Below are 15,129 nucleotides of genomic sequence, written 5' to 3' on the forward strand. Positions count from 1 at the left end.
TAATAAGCATTGTATTTATTGTATAAGATTTTTCCTAGAAAATCAAAAACTAGATAAATCGAAGTGTATAGAGAATTGGATGAAAAAGATATATGATTACAGAATGGGAAGAATTTTTAGATCCTTACATTCAGGCTGTCGGAGAGCTGAAGATAAAACTCCGAGGTATTCGAAAACAATACCGCAAACAAAATAAACATTCTCCAATTGAGTTTGTAACTGGTCGAGTCAAACCGATCGAAAGTATAAAAGAAAAAATGGCTCGTCGAGGGATTGGATACGATACGTTGGAACAGGACTTGCAAGATATTGCAGGTTTACGCGTCATGGTTCAATTTGTAGATGACGTGAGCGAGGTTGTTGCCATCCTTCGTAAGAGGCAAGATATGAGAGTGGTACAAGAACGTGACTACATTACTCATCGAAAGGCTTCAGGCTATCGTTCTTACCATTTGATTATTGAGTATACAGTTGATACGATCAATGGGGCAAGAACGATTCTGGTGGAGATTCAGATTCGTACTTTGGCTATGAATTTCTGGGCTACCATCGAGCATTCTCTCAATTATAAATATCAAGGGGATTTTCCAGAAGAAATTAAGAAACGCTTGGAAATCACAGCAAGAATCTCTCACCAATTGGATGAAGAAATGAGTAAAATTCGTGATGATATCCAGGAAGCACAGGCACTCTTTGATCCATTGCATAGAAAGTTAAATGACGGGGTAGGTAATAGTGACGATACCGATGAAGAATACAGGTAAACGAATCGATCTAATCGCTAATCGCAAACCTCAAAGTCAACGAGTCTTATATGAATTAAGAGATCGACTAAAAAAGAATAACTTTATATTAAATGATAAACATCCCGATATCGTGATTTCCATAGGTGGGGATGGGATGCTTTTGTCTGCTTTTCACAAGTATGAAGACCAGCTGGATAAGGTTCGCTTCGTTGGTGTTCACACAGGTCATTTAGGTTTCTATACGGATTACCGTGATTTTGAACTAGATCAACTGCTTACTAATTTACAGTTGGATACTGGGGCTCGTGTGTCTTATCCACTGTTAAATGTAAAGATATTTTTGGAAAATGGAGAAGTGAAAATTTTCCGTGCTTTGAATGAGGCTAGCATTCGGAGAGCTGATAGGACCATGGTTGCCGATATTATCATTAACCACGTGCCATTTGAACGTTTTAGAGGAGATGGCCTGACGGTATCGACGCCAACTGGGAGCACAGCCTATAATAAATCTCTTGGTGGAGCTGTTTTGCACCCTACTATTGAGGCCCTACAATTGACAGAAATTGCGAGTCTTAACAATCGTGTCTACAGAACCTTAGGTTCTTCTATTATTGTGCCTAAGAAGGATAAGATAGAATTGATACCAACTCGTAATGACTATCATACGATTTCTGTTGACAATAGCATTTATTCTTACCGTAATATTGAAAGAATAGAATACCAGATAGACCATCATAAGATTCATTTTGTAGCAACACCAAGCCATACTAGTTTTTGGAATCGTGTTAAAGATGCCTTTATTGGTGAGGTGGATGAATGAGGTTTGAATTTATTGCTGACGAACACGTCAAGGTAAAGACATTTTTGAAAAAGCATGAAGTCTCTAAAGGTTTGCTGGCCAAAATCAAGTTTCGAGGTGGAGATATTCGCGTAAACGGTCATCCACAAAATGCAACCTATCTCTTAGATATAGGAGATGTGGTTGTCATCGACATTCCTCCTGAGGAAGGTTTTGAGACACTGGAAGCAATTGATTATCCACTGGATATTCTGTTTGAAGATGATCATTTCTTAATCCTAAACAAACCCTTTGGTGTGGCCTCGATTCCTAGTGTCAATCATTCCAATACCATCGCTAACTTTATCAAGGGCTATTATGTGAAACAGAACTATGAAAATCAGCAGGTTCACATTGTAACCAGACTAGATCGCGATACTTCGGGTCTCATGCTTTTTGCTAAACATGGTTATGCTCATGCTAGACTAGACAAGCAGTTGCAAAAGAAAGCCATTGAAAAGCGCTATTTTGCTCTGGTTAAAGGAGATGGGTTTCTGGAACCTCAAGGTGAAATTATTGCCCCGATTGCCCGTGACGAAGATTCCATTATCACTAGACGAGTGGCAAAAGGTGGTAAATATGCCCATACCTCCTATCGTATAGTGCAGTCTTATGGCAATATTCATCTAGTTGATATTCGACTACATACGGGAAGGACACACCAGATTCGTGTTCATTTCTCCCATATCGGTTTCCCTTTGCTTGGCGATGATCTCTATGGTGGTAGTCTTGAACATGGCATAGAGCGTCAAGCTCTGCATTGCCATTACTTATCGTTTTATCATCCTTTTCTTGAAGGGCAGTTGGAGGTGGAAAGTCCACTGCCGGATGATTTCAACACCCTTATTACTCAGTTATCAAATAATAATTTATCTAAAAAGGAGTAAAAACTCATGGAAGTTTTTGAAAGTTTAAAAGCCAACCTAGTTGGTAAAAATGCACGTATTGTCTTGCCTGAAGGTGAAGAACCACGTATTCTTCAAGCAACAAAACGCATCGTAAAAGAAACAGAAGTTATTCCTGTCCTACTAGGAAACCCTGACAAAATTAAAATCTATCTTGAAATCGAAGGAATTATGGATGGTTATGAAGTGATTGATCCTGCACATTATCCTCAATTTGAAGACATGGTGGCATCACTTGTAGAACGTCGTAAAGGAAAAATGACTGAAGATGAAGCTCGCGAAATCTTGGTTAAAGACGTAAACTATTTTGGTGTTATGTTGGTATACATGGGCTTGGTAGATGGAATGGTTTCGGGAGCTATTCACTCTACTGCGGCAACTGTTCGCCCAGCCCTTCAAATCATTAAAACTCGTCCTAATGTTAGCCGTACTTCAGGTGCCTTCCTCATGGTTCGTGGTACTGAACGTTACCTCTTTGGTGACTGTGCCATCAATATCAATCCTGACGCTGAAGCTTTGGCAGAAATTGCGATTAACTCTGCAATTACAGCTAAGATGTTTGGTATCGAACCAAAAATTGCTATGCTAAGCTATTCAACTAAAGGTTCTGGTTTTGGTGAAAGCGTAGATAAAGTTGTTGAAGCAACTAAGATTGCTCATGATCTTCGTCCTGACCTTGAAATTGATGGTGAATTGCAATTTGATGCTGCCTTCGTTCCAGAAACAGCTGCTCTTAAGGCGCCAGGAAGCAAGGTTGCTGGACAAGCAAACGTCTTTATCTTCCCAGGTATTGAAGCAGGAAATATTGGCTACAAGATGGCAGAACGTCTCGGTGGCTTTGCAGCAGTTGGTCCAGTATTGCAAGGTTTGAACAAACCAGTTAATGACCTTTCTCGTGGATGTAACTCAGATGACGTCTTCAAACTTACTCTAATCACAGCAGCACAAGCTGTACACCAATAACATACAAGATAGCTCCTTTTCTGTTAAAGGAGCTTTTTGTTGAATTTTAAATCTAAAGATGATAAAATGTATTTACAAATCATCTTTACAAAGAGGTATTAATCATGGCAAGTACTCAACCAGTTAATTTTAGAGCAGATTCGACTTTTTACCAACAAACGAAAGAAATCTTAGCTGATGAAAAGTTAACACTATCAGATATTTTTAATGCTGCACTTCGTAAAATTGCGACAGGTGCAGTTGATCCTAAAGAGTTCGTATTTAGTGATTTACAAGAGACTCAATATCAGGTTGCTTTTGAAGACTTGAAAAAGGAAATCTTGATGGGACATCAAGAAATTGAGCAAGGTAAACTAACGTCTTTGGCAGATGTAAGAAAGGAATTTGGACTTGACTAATCATAAACGTTACCATGTTTCTCTTACGGATCAAGCTAAGAAAGACTTGAGAGAAATACATGATTATATTGTACTGAATTTTTACAGCCAGCAATCTGCCGATAGTAAACTAGACCTTATTTTAACGGCACTAGAAACTTTAGAAACCTTTCCAGAAGTATGCCCTTTGGTGTCGAGCCGAGGTTATGGTGAATTAACAGATGACGGAAAACGTTATCGATATATGCCAATTGAAAATTACTTAGCTTTTTATTATATCGACAAATATGAGGTTTATGTCTCCAGAATTTTAAATTCCAAGCAGAATTGGGCTAAGTTATTAAAGTAAGTAGAGGTGAAAATTTTTTAAATTTTTTTGAATCATTTAGTCCCACTCTTTGTCCCCCAAAGAAAGGAAGTTTTTAAAATTGAAATACAAATTTCTATTATTCGACCTTGACCATACCTTACTCGATTTTGATGCTGCTGAGGATGTTGCCTTAGACTTTCTACTCGCTGAAGAAGGAGTTGAGGATATCCAAACTTACAAAGATTATTATGTGCCCATGAACAAAGCCCTTTGGAAGGATTTGGAACAGAAAAAGATTACCAAATCAGAATTGATCAATACACGTTTTGCAAAATTGTTTGCTCACTTTGGCATTGAAAAAGATGGCGCCTACTTAGCAGAGCGCTACCAGTTTTTTCTATCTAAACAAGGTCAGACTTTCCCAGGTGTCGAAGATTTATTAAAAAATTTGATAAAACAAGGCTATGAGCTCTATGCTGCGACAAATGGAATTACATATATTCAGACAGGTCGTTTGGAACAATCTGGTATTAAACCGTACTTCAAGGAGATTTTCATTTCAGAGCAACTCCATACCCAAAAACCAGATGCTGCATTTTATGAGAAAATTGGAGCTCGAATCCCTAACTTTGATAAAAACCATGCCCTTATGATTGGTGATTCTTTGTCAGCTGATATTCAAGGTGGGCAAAATGCAGGAATTGATACTGTCTGGTACAATCCTCAATATTTAGAAAATACAGCACAACTACATCCAACATATGAAGTTCATTCTTATAAAGATTTGCTGAATTGTTTGGGGAAACTTTAAAGATTCTAAAATAAAATTAAATAAAAGGAGCATAAAATTATGGGAACATGGGATGCAACCATTTTTGGAAATGACACTTCCTTAGATATTAAAGAAGAATTCTTCGAGAGATACAATCAAGGAGAAGATGCAATTACAATCAAAAATGACCTGACATCGGATTTATACGATGATGATATGTATGATGTCTTGTTTGCCTTAGCACACTGTTTATGGGAAGTTGGGCAATTAGATGACGAATTCTTGATTGAAATTAAAGAAATCATTCTCAACAAAGAAGATTTAGAACTTGCCCAAGAATTAGGTGCAGATAGTGAATTTTTAGAACAAAGAAGTGAAAATCTAGAAAAGTTTTTAGAAAAAATTAGTGTAAAAAATAAAAACTTAAATAACTAATTGCTTGTCTACCTCAGTCTGATATTAAAATGACGAGGAAACCCACCATGGAAGATGTACGATCAGCACGGATTCTTGATCCTAGTTTTCATAGTGTAGAATTCAATTCATTTCGTGACTCTAAGTATTACTACTCTTTTGTAAATTGTATTTCAGGTTATTTAAAAAGTACAGCAACTAAAAAATTTGAAAAATACAACGATAGTGTTTTTGAAATAATAGGCTATCTTTCAGATTGGGGGAGTTGCTGTAGCGCGGCTTCTGGAGGATTTGATTACTATAAACAAAAATCAAGTGATGAGTTTAAGATAAGCGTTGTAAAGGAATTGAATATAAGATTTGATGAAAAACTTAATACTCGAACAGAATTGATTATTGATGAAATCGACAAAGAATTCATCCTTTCTAATACGAGAAAAGGTGTTGAATAAAGGCTCTTTAGTATAAATTCTCTATAAAACTTCTCAAATCTCAATAGATACTTTTAAAAGTGGTTTAGGTAGCCACTTTTTGCTATAATAGAGGCAGTATTAACGAAGGAGTCGGCTATGGAACACTCATCTTGGCATGCTTTGATTAAAGAGCAATTACCTGAAGGTTATTTTGGGAAAATCAATCACTTTATGGAGCAAGTCTATGCTCGGGGAACTGTTTATCCGCCAAAGGAAAAGGTTTTTCAAGCTCTTTTGACAACTCCTCTAGAAGAGGTTAAGGTGGTTGTCCTTGGTCAAGATCCTTATCATGGACCAGGTCAGGCTCAGGGCTTGAGTTTTTCAGTTCCAGATTCTATTCCAGCACCTCCTTCTTTGCAAAATATTCTAAAAGAACTGTCAGACGATATTGGAGTTAAGAATTCACATGACTTGACTACTTGGGCAGAGCAGGGAGTCTTGCTTCTAAATGCTTGCTTGACGGTTCCTGCTGGTCAAGCAAATGGTCATGCTGGTCAGATTTGGGAGCCATTCACGGATGCAGTAATTAAGGTTGTCAATAATTTAGATAGACCTGTGGTTTTTGTACTCTGGGGTGCTTATGCACGTAAGAAGAAGTCCTTGGTTAAAAATCCTCAGCACTTGATTATCGAATCAGCCCACCCAAGTCCTCTTTCTGTTTACAGAGGATTTTGGGGCTCCAAGCCTTTTTCCAAGGCCAGTGCATTCTTAAAAGAAACAGGACAAGAGCCAGTCGATTGGCTTAGATAAGGAGAGAATATGCCTCAGTTAGCGACGATTTGCTACATTGATAACGGGAAAGAACTGCTCATGCTCCACCGTAATAAGAAACCCAATGATGTTCATGAAGGGAAATGGATTGGTGTGGGTGGTAAGCTAGAGCGAGGAGAGACACCTCAGGAATGTGCTGCGCGTGAAATCCTCGAAGAAACAGGGCTTAAAGCCAAGCCAGTTCTAAAAGGCGTAATCACTTTTCCTGAATTTACGCCAGATTTAGACTGGTATACCTATGTTTTTAAGGTGACAGAGTTTGAGGGGGACTTGATTGACTGCAATGAGGGAACGCTGGAATGGGTTCCCTATGATGAAGTTCTGAGCAAGCCAACTTGGGAAGGTGACCACACCTTTGTTGAGTGGCTTTTAGAGGATAAGCCCTTCTTTTCAGCCAAGTTTGTTTATGATGGGGATAAACTATTGGATACCCAAGTCGATTTCTATGAATAAAGGAGAAAGTAGATGCTACTAATCAAAAATGGTCGTGTAATGGATCCCAAGTCTAGTTTGGATCAAGTGTGTGATGTCTTGGTTCAAGATGGGAAAATTGTCAAAATTGCGCCTGAAATCAAAGAAGAAGGAGCAGATGTGCTTGATGCTACTGGTCTAGTCGTTGCTCCTGGCTTGGTAGATATCCATGTTCATTTCCGTGAACCTGGTCAGACCCACAAGGAAGATATCCATACTGGTGCCCTAGCAGCCGCTGCAGGTGGTTTTACAACGGTTGTCATGATGGCTAATACTAGTCCAACTATTTCAGATGTGGAGACTTTACAAGAAGTTCTTCAGTCAGCTGCCAAGGAAAAAATCAATGTCAAGACGGTTGCCACTATCACCAAAAACTTTAATGGCCAAGACTTGACTGACTTTAAGGCGCTTTTGGAAGCAGGTGCCGTTGGTTTTTCTGATGACGGTATTCCGCTTGAAAGCAGTAAAGTTGTCAAGGAAGCCATGGAAGAAGCCAAAAAGCTCAATACCTTTATCAGTCTTCATGAGGAAGATCCAGGTTTGAATGGGATTCTTGGCTTTAATGAAAATATCGCTAAAAAACATTTCCATATATGCGGTGCGACTGGGGTGGCTGAGTATGCTATGATGGCGCGTGATGTTATGATTGCCTATGCGACCAAGGCTCATGTTCATATCCAGCATTTATCTAAGGAAGAAAGTGTCAAAGTTGTGGAGTTTGCTCAAAATATGGGAGCAAACGTAACTGCAGAAGTAGCTCCACAGCATTTTTCTAAGACTGAAGCTCTGCTTTTGACTAAAGGAAGTAACGCTAAGATGAATCCACCTCTTCGTTTGGAGTCTGATCGTCGCGCCGTCATTGAAGGTTTAAAATCTGGAGTTATTTCTGTCATTGCTACTGACCACGCGCCTCACCATGCTGACGAAAAAAATGTTGAGGATATTACCAAAGCTCCATCAGGTATGACAGGTTTGGAAACTTCTTTGTCACTAGGTTTAACCTATCTGGTGGAAGCTGGCGAGTTGAGTTTAATGCAATTGCTAGAAAAAATGACCTACAATCCAGCAAAACTTTATAATTTTGAAGCAGGTTATCTAACTGAAAATGGGCCAGCTGATATTACGATTTTCGATGATAAAGCTGACCGAATCGTAGACACGCATTTTGCTTCTAAAGCAGCTAATTCACCATTCATTGGTGAACAATTAAAAGGGCAGGTCAAATATACTATCTGTAAGGGACAAATCGTTTATCAAGCAGATTAGGAGCTTGAGGATGAATTATTTTCGTAAACTTAGAAATCGTAAACGAAATGCTTGCCATGGAGTATATTGTCCAGCCGCTAACCGTGCTAAAATTCAGTATGAAACCAAGGAAAAAGCTGATCACGCCGTAGACTATGATAATGGTGGCTTGGTTAGAAGCTATTATTGCGCCTCATGTAATTGTTGGCACACGACATCAAAAGCTAGTAATCCACCCTTGAGCTTGAGAAAATACGGCTTAAAGCTTTTTGGCTTGGATGAAAAGGAGTAGAAAGAGTAGGTATGCATACAACAGAAACTATTAAAGACAAAATCATCTTATTTTTAAAAATTTTCTTTCCTATTTTAATTTATCAATTCGCTAATTTTTCCGCATCTTTTGTCGATACCACGATGACGGGCCAATATAATACTCTTGATCTAGCGGGGGTTTCAATCGCAACTAGTTTATGGAATCCTTTCTTTACCTTTTTGACAGGGATTGTCTCAGCCTTGGTCCCTATTATCGGGCACCATTTGGGACAAGGAAAAAAGAAAGAAGTTTCTTCGGATTTTTATCAATTTCTTTATTTGGCTTTAGCCTTATCTATCGTACTTTTTGGCTTGGTTTTCTTTTTAGCACCAATTGTCTTACAATTCATGGGGCTGGAAGTGGCTGTATCCAGTGTTGCTATACGTTATCTGTGGCTCCTAGCCATCGGTATTATTCCACTTTTGCTTTTTAGTGTGATACGTTCTCTACTTGATACACTCGGACTGACAAAATTGTCTATGTATCTTATGCTTCTTTTACTTCCTTTAAATAGTGGATTTAACTATTTACTAATATATGGAGCTTTTGGTTTTCCTGAGTTAGGAGGTGCAGGAGCAGGTCTGGGGACTTCCCTTGCGTACTGGGCATTGTTGCTGATTTCAGTTTTGGTCTTGTTAAAGCATAAAAAGCTTAAGGAATATCAACTCCAAAAGCCTATGCCCCTACAAATCAAAAAAATCAAGGAAGCTATTTATCTTGGTCTACCAATTGGTGGGACGGTATTTGCTGAAGTAGCCATTTTTTCAGTTGTTGGTTTGATTATGGCGAAATTCTCATCACTTATTATTGCAAGTCATCAGTCAGCTATGAACTTTTCAAATCTGATGTATGCTTTTCCTATGAGTATTTCAACTGCGATGGCCATTGTGATTTCTTATGAGGTAGGAGCTAAACGGTTAGACGATGCAAAACAGTATATCCATATTGGCCGTTTAACAGCTATGGTGTTTGCGGTTTTAACACTTAGTTTTCTCTACATCTATCGTGAAAATGTAGCTAGACTATATGGTCAAGATTCAGAATTTATTCAACTGACAGCATCTTTTATGACCTATAGCTTGTTCTTCCAGTTAGCTGATACCTTTGCGGCACCTTTACAAGGTATTTTAAGAGGTTATAAGGATACGATTGTTCCTTTTTGTCTTGGTCTTCTCGGATACTGGGGTGTTGGGATTCCGCTTGGGTTATATCTTGATTATTCGACTAGTTTAGGTGCGTACTCCTATTGGATTGCTCTTATCATTAGTTTAATGGTAAGTGGAATTCTTTATCAGTGGCGTTTACAGGTTATTATGAAAAGATTCAAATAATTTGTTGAAAAACGATGAAAAAACATCTTGTGAAATTTGTATTTTATATAAAGAAAAGTCTTGATTTTACTGACTTTTCTTTTTTTATATTGTGAAAAATTGCAAGCATATTTTTTGACACTAATTAACCTATAAAGTAAAATAGAACTATAAGAATTTAAACTTAGAAAGGCAAGATTATGTCAACTTTAGATAAAAATCTTTTGCTTGAGATGTTCCGTAAGATGGAAGAAATTCGTCGTATGGACTTAAAAATTGCTCAATTAGTAAAAAAAGGAAAAGTGCCCGGTATGACGCACTTTTCTGTTGGTGAGGAAGCTGCTAACGTCGGAGCTATGTTAGCTCTAAACGCAGATGATCTGATCACTTCAAATCACCGTGGTCACGGTCAAGCCATCGCTAAAGGTATTGACCTTAATGGCATGATGGCTGAAATCCTAGGTAAGTATACCGGAACTTGTAAAGGTAAAGGTGGATCAATGCACATCGCCGATCTTGATGCAGGTAACCTTGGTGCCAACGGTATTGTAGGTGGTGGTATGGGAATCGCAGTAGGTGCTGCCCTTACTCAACAAATGAAAAACACTGGTAAAATCGTTGTCTGCTTCTTTGGTGACGGTGCAACAAACGAAGGTGTCTTCCACGAAGCGGTGAATATGGCTTCAATCTGGAATCTTCCTGTTATTTTCTACTGTATCAATAATGGTTACGGAATTTCAGCAGATATTAAGAAAATGACCAATGTTCAACATATCCATGAACGTAGCGCAGCTTACGGTATTCCTGGTATGTTTATCGAAGATGGTAACAATGTAATCGATGTCTACGAAGGATTTAAGAAAGCAGTTGACCATGTTCGTTCTGGTAAAGGTCCTGTCTTGATTGAGAGTGTAACCTACCGTTGGCTTGGTCACTCATCTTCAGACCCAGGTAAATATCGTACACGTGAAGAAGTAGAAGAGTGGAAACAAAAAGATCCAATCGAAAATCTTCGCAAGTACCTTGTTGAGAACAAGATTGCTAGTGCAGAGGAACTTGAAGAAATTCAAGCACAAGTTAAGGAAGCAGTGGAGGCATCTGTTAAATTTGCAGAAGAAAGTCCATTCCCTCCACTAGAATCAGCATTTGAAGATATTTACGCAGACTAAGGAGAAGTAGAGAAAATATGGAAACTAAATTAATGTCTTTCCGCGATACCATTATCCTTGCAATGTCTGAGGAAATGCGTCGTGATGAAAATGTGCTTTTGATGGGTGAAGATGTCGGAGTTTTCGGTGGAGACTTCGGTACTTCAGTAGGTATGCTTGAAGAATTTGGTCCAGAACGTGTTCGTGACTGTCCAATCTCTGAAGCTGCTATTTCTGGTGCAGCAGCAGGTGCTGCTATGACAGGACTTCGTCCAATCGTTGATATGACTTTCATGGACTTTTCTGTAATTGCCATGGATGCTATCGTTAACCAAGCCGCTAAAACTCGTTATATGTTTGGTGGAAAAGGTCAAGTACCAATGACAATCCGCTGTGCAGCTGGTAACGGAGTTGGTTCTGCAGCTCAGCACTCACAATCATTGGAAACATGGTTTACTCATATCCCAGGATTGAAGGTTGTAGCTCCAGGTACACCAGCTGATATAAAGGGACTTCTTAAGTCTTCTATCCGTGACAACAACCCTGTTATCATTCTTGAATACAAATCCGAATTTAACCAAAAAGGTGAGGTTCCTGTTGATCCAGACTACACCATTCCACTTGGTGTCGGAGAAATCAAACGCGAAGGAACTGATGTAACAGTAGTAACCTACGGTAAAATGCTTCGTCGTGTTATGCAAGCAGCTGAAGAATTGGCTGAGGAAGGCATTTCAGTAGAAGTAGTAGACCCACGTACTTTGGTTCCACTTGATAAAGACATCATCATTAACTCAGTTAAGAAAACAGGAAAAGTAGTTCTTGTCAATGATGCTCACAAGACAAGTGGTTTTATCGGTGAAATCTCAGCTATCATTTCTGAATCAGAAGCATTTGATTACTTAGATGCTCCAATCCGTCGTTGTGCAGGTGAAGATGTACCAATGCCTTATGCACAAAATCTTGAAAATGCAATGATTCCGACAGTTGAAAGCATCAAAGATGCCATTCGTAAAACTCATAACAAACAATAACACATAATATAAATTATGTAATATATGATAAATCAGACGAGAAGCTTTGTATCTTTTAGGTGCAGAGTTCTCTGCGTTCTTGATATCTTAGATTAGAGCACGGGCTAAAAGCCCTTTGCATCATAAAATTGAACTCGGGCTAAAGTCTGGGTGAAAAAGATAAACTTTCCTAGAAACTAAAGTTTCTTCGTCAAGTTTCCTATTTTCACTGTGAATTTTTAAGCCCTTTGCATCATAAATAGAATAGGAGAGGTCATGGCTGATGATAAGCTAAGAGCGACTCCTGCAGCTAGAAAATTAGCAGATGATTTAGGGATCAATCTCTACGACATTTCTGGCTCAGGCGCAAACGGTCGTGTCCACAAAGAAGACGTGGAAACATATAAAGACACTAACGTGGTTCGCATTTCACCACTCGCAAAACGAATTGCACTAGAGCATAATATTGCTTGGCAAGAAATCCAAGGAACTGGTCATCGTGGTAAAATCATGAAGAAGGACGTTTTAGCTTTCCTTCCTGAAAATATCGAAAACGATACGATTAAATCACCTGCTCAAATTGAGAAAGTCGAAGAAGTTCCAGATAATGTGACACCTTATGGAGAAATCGAACGTATTCCGATGACTCCTATGCGTAAGGTTATTGCACAACGTATGGTTGAGTCTTACTTGACTGCTCCAACATTTACGCTTAACTATGATGTAGATATGTCTGAAATGCTTGCCCTTCGAAAGAAAGTGCTTGATCCAATCATGGAAGCAACTGGCAAGAAAATCACTGTTACAGATTTGCTTTCACTAGCAGTTGTTAAGACGCTTATGAAACACCCTTACATCAACGCTTCATTGACAGAAGATGGTAAGACAATCATCACTCACAACTATGTCAACCTTGCGATGGCAGTTGGTATGGATAATGGATTGATGACACCAGTTGTCTATAATGCAGAAAAAATGAGCTTGTCTGAGTTGGTAGTTGCATTTAAAGACGTTATTGGACGTACCTTGGATGGTAAACTAGCTCCTAGCGAATTGCAAAATTCAACCTTCACCATCAGTAACTTGGGGATGTTTGGTGTTCAATCATTCGGTCCTATCATCAATCAACCAAACTCAGCAATTCTCGGAGTTAGCTCAACAGTTGAGAAACCAGTTGTAGTTAATGGTGAAATCGTGATTCGTCCAATTATGAGTCTTGGATTGACAATTGACCACCGTGTCGTAGATGGTATGGCTGGTGCTAAGTTTATGAAAGACTTAAAAGTTTTGATTGAGAACCCAATCTCAATGTTGGTTTAAAGTATTTGTTTTAGAAATATAGATAGAGGAAGTAAGATATGGCCTTAGAAGTAATTATGCCAAAAGCCGGCGTGGATATGACAGAAGGACAAATCGTCCAATGGAATAAAAAAGTCGGAGAATTTGTAAAAGAAGGAGAAATCCTTTTGGAAATCATGACTGACAAAGTCAGCATGGAATTGGAAGCAGAAGAAGATGGATACTTAATCGCTATCCTTAAAGGGGATGGTGAAACTGTTCCAGTTACAGAAGTAATCGGCTATCTTGGTGAAGAAGGGGAAAATATCCCAACAGCTGGCGCAGCAGCACCTGAAGCTAGTCCAGCACCTGCTGCAAGTGCTTCAAACGATGATGGTAAGAGCGATGACGCTTACGATATCGTTGTTATCGGTGGTGGACCTGCTGGTTATGTTTCTGCTATTAAAGCCGCACAATTAGGTGGTAAGGTTGCTCTTGTTGAGAAATCTGAACTTGGTGGTACTTGCTTGAACCGCGGATGTATTCCAACTAAGACTTACCTCCATAACGCTGAAATTATCGAGAATATCGGTCATGCAGCAAATCGTGGTATCGTGATTGAAAATCCTAACTTCACTGTTGATATGGAAAAACTATTAGAAACTAAATCTAAAGTTGTTAATACTCTTGTTGGCGGTGTTGCAGGATTACTTCGTAGCTATGGAGTTGATGTTCATAAAGGTATCGGTACTATTACTAAAGATAAGAATGTCTTGGTAAATGGTTCTGAATTGCTTGAAACTAAGAAGATCATCCTTGCTGGTGGTTCTAAAGTAAGCAAGATTAATGTCCCTGGTATGGAATCTTCACTTGTAATGACGAGTGATGACATCCTTGAAATGAATGAAGTTCCAGAAAGCCTCGTTATCATCGGTGGTGGTGTTGTCGGTATCGAACTTGGCCAAGCCTTCATGGCATTTGGTTCAAAAGTTACTGTTATCGAAATGATGGATCGTATTGTTCCAGCTATGGATGCTGAAGTATCTAAGAACCTTCGTTTAATCCTTGAACGTAAAGGTATGACAATCTTGACGGATACTAAACTCCAAGAAATCATTGAAGAAGATGGCAAGCTCCGTATCAAGGTTGAAGGAAAAGATGATATCATCGCAAATAAAGCCCTTCTTTCAATCGGTCGTGTTCCAGATCTTGAAGGTATCGGAGAAGTTGAGTTTGAATTAGAACGTGGTCGTATCAAAGTTAACGAATACATGGAAACTTCTGTTCCAGGTATCTACGCACCAGGTGATATCAACGGTACTAAGATGTTGGCTCACGCTGCCTTCCGTATGGGTGAAGTTGCGGCTGAAAATGCGCTTAAAGGAAACCACGCTGTTGCCAAATTGAACTTGACTCCTGCAGCTATTTATACACTTCCTGAAGTAGCAGCTGTTGGTTTGACTGAAGAACAAGCTCGTGAAAAATACGATGTTCAAATTGGTAAATTTAACTTTGCTGCAAACGGACGTGCAATTGCATCAGATGCTGCTCAAGGATTTGTTAAAGTCATTGCAGACAAGAAATATGGTGAAATCCTTGGTGTTCATATCATTGGTCCTGCTGCTGCAGAGTTGATCAACGAAGCGTCAAGTATCATCGAAATGGAAATCACTGTTGAAGAAATGCTTAAGACAATCCACGGACACCCAACATACTCTGAAGTTATGTACGAAGCATTTGCTGATGTTCTTGGCATGGCCATCCATTCACCTAAGAAAAAATAAA

18 protein-coding genes are annotated in these 15,129 nt (G+C 39.0%); all 18 read left to right on the forward strand.

The window, feature by feature from the left end; all coding sequences use genetic code 11:
• Positions 1–92: 92 nt before the first annotated feature.
• Positions 93–764 carry a GTP pyrophosphokinase family protein gene (locus QM450_RS03295; RefSeq protein ID WP_000627444.1) on the forward strand — a complete coding sequence of 224 codons (672 nt, stop codon included), beginning with the start codon at positions 93–95 and terminating at the stop codon, positions 762–764.
• Positions 748–1,566: an NAD kinase gene (locus tag QM450_RS03300; protein ID WP_414289617.1), complete on the forward strand. Its 819-nt coding sequence runs from the start codon at positions 748–750 to the stop codon at positions 1,564–1,566. Before QM450_RS03295 ends, QM450_RS03300 begins: the two co-directional genes overlap by 17 nt.
• On the forward strand, positions 1,563–2,471 hold the full coding sequence (locus tag QM450_RS03305) for an RluA family pseudouridine synthase (protein ID WP_414319641.1): 909 nt from the start codon (positions 1,563–1,565) through the stop codon (positions 2,469–2,471). Before QM450_RS03300 ends, QM450_RS03305 begins: the two co-directional genes overlap by 4 nt.
• Positions 2,472–2,477: 6 nt before the next feature.
• Positions 2,478–3,452, forward strand: coding sequence for a phosphate acetyltransferase (gene pta, locus QM450_RS03310; protein WP_414319642.1), 975 nt, complete (start codon positions 2,478–2,480; stop codon positions 3,450–3,452).
• A 104-nt stretch (positions 3,453–3,556) separates the two neighbouring features.
• Positions 3,557–3,850 carry a hypothetical protein gene (locus QM450_RS03315; RefSeq protein WP_049509199.1) on the forward strand — a complete coding sequence of 98 codons (294 nt, stop codon included), beginning with the start codon at positions 3,557–3,559 and terminating at the stop codon, positions 3,848–3,850.
• Positions 3,843–4,178, forward strand: a complete 336-nt coding sequence (locus QM450_RS03320; RefSeq protein ID WP_414319643.1) for a type II toxin-antitoxin system RelE/ParE family toxin — start codon at positions 3,843–3,845, stop codon at positions 4,176–4,178. Before QM450_RS03315 ends, QM450_RS03320 begins: the two co-directional genes overlap by 8 nt.
• 79 nt (positions 4,179–4,257) lie before the next feature.
• Positions 4,258–4,950, forward strand: coding sequence for a YjjG family noncanonical pyrimidine nucleotidase (locus QM450_RS03325; protein ID WP_414319644.1), 693 nt, complete (start codon positions 4,258–4,260; stop codon positions 4,948–4,950).
• 39 nt (positions 4,951–4,989) lie between these two features.
• Entirely contained in the window at positions 4,990–5,346 is a 357-nt protein-coding gene (locus tag QM450_RS03330) for a hypothetical protein (RefSeq protein WP_414319645.1), read from the forward strand.
• A 47-nt stretch (positions 5,347–5,393) separates the two neighbouring features.
• Positions 5,394–5,777, forward strand: coding sequence for a hypothetical protein (locus QM450_RS03335; RefSeq protein ID WP_414319646.1), 384 nt, complete (start codon positions 5,394–5,396; stop codon positions 5,775–5,777).
• A 117-nt stretch (positions 5,778–5,894) separates the two neighbouring features.
• Positions 5,895–6,548 carry a uracil-DNA glycosylase gene (locus tag QM450_RS03340; protein ID WP_414319647.1) on the forward strand — a complete coding sequence of 218 codons (654 nt, stop codon included), beginning with the start codon at positions 5,895–5,897 and terminating at the stop codon, positions 6,546–6,548.
• A 9-nt stretch (positions 6,549–6,557) separates the two neighbouring features.
• Positions 6,558–7,022, forward strand: coding sequence for an NUDIX hydrolase (locus tag QM450_RS03345; RefSeq protein WP_001135768.1), 465 nt, complete (start codon positions 6,558–6,560; stop codon positions 7,020–7,022).
• Positions 7,023–7,034: 12 nt separating this feature from the next.
• A complete protein-coding gene (locus QM450_RS03350) occupies positions 7,035–8,306 on the forward strand; it encodes a dihydroorotase (RefSeq protein WP_414314990.1) in 1,272 nt (423 codons plus the stop codon).
• 10 nt (positions 8,307–8,316) lie between these two features.
• The gene (locus QM450_RS03355; RefSeq protein ID WP_414260838.1) at positions 8,317–8,577 is read left to right on the forward strand and encodes a hypothetical protein; all 261 of its coding nucleotides are present in this window, start codon (positions 8,317–8,319) and stop codon (positions 8,575–8,577) included.
• A gap of 11 nt (positions 8,578–8,588) precedes the next feature.
• Positions 8,589–9,929 (forward strand): MATE family efflux transporter, encoded by a 1,341-nt coding sequence (locus QM450_RS03360; RefSeq protein ID WP_414319648.1) that lies wholly within the window; start codon positions 8,589–8,591, stop codon positions 9,927–9,929.
• Between the two features lie 179 nt (positions 9,930–10,108).
• Positions 10,109–11,077, forward strand: coding sequence for a thiamine pyrophosphate-dependent dehydrogenase E1 component subunit alpha (locus QM450_RS03365; protein WP_000105346.1), 969 nt, complete (start codon positions 10,109–10,111; stop codon positions 11,075–11,077).
• Between the two features lie 17 nt (positions 11,078–11,094).
• Entirely contained in the window at positions 11,095–12,087 is a 993-nt protein-coding gene (locus QM450_RS03370; RefSeq protein ID WP_414319649.1) for an alpha-ketoacid dehydrogenase subunit beta, read from the forward strand.
• A gap of 255 nt (positions 12,088–12,342) precedes the next feature.
• The gene (locus QM450_RS03375; RefSeq protein WP_414319650.1) at positions 12,343–13,386 is read left to right on the forward strand and encodes a dihydrolipoamide acetyltransferase; all 1,044 of its coding nucleotides are present in this window, start codon (positions 12,343–12,345) and stop codon (positions 13,384–13,386) included.
• A 38-nt stretch (positions 13,387–13,424) separates the two neighbouring features.
• Entirely contained in the window at positions 13,425–15,128 is a 1,704-nt protein-coding gene (gene lpdA / locus QM450_RS03380; RefSeq protein WP_414319651.1) for a dihydrolipoyl dehydrogenase, read from the forward strand.
• Position 15,129: the final 1 nt, after the last annotated feature.

This window comes from Streptococcus infantis (assembly GCF_047464615.1).
Classification (GTDB): Bacteria; Bacillota; Bacilli; order Lactobacillales; family Streptococcaceae; genus Streptococcus; species Streptococcus infantis_Y.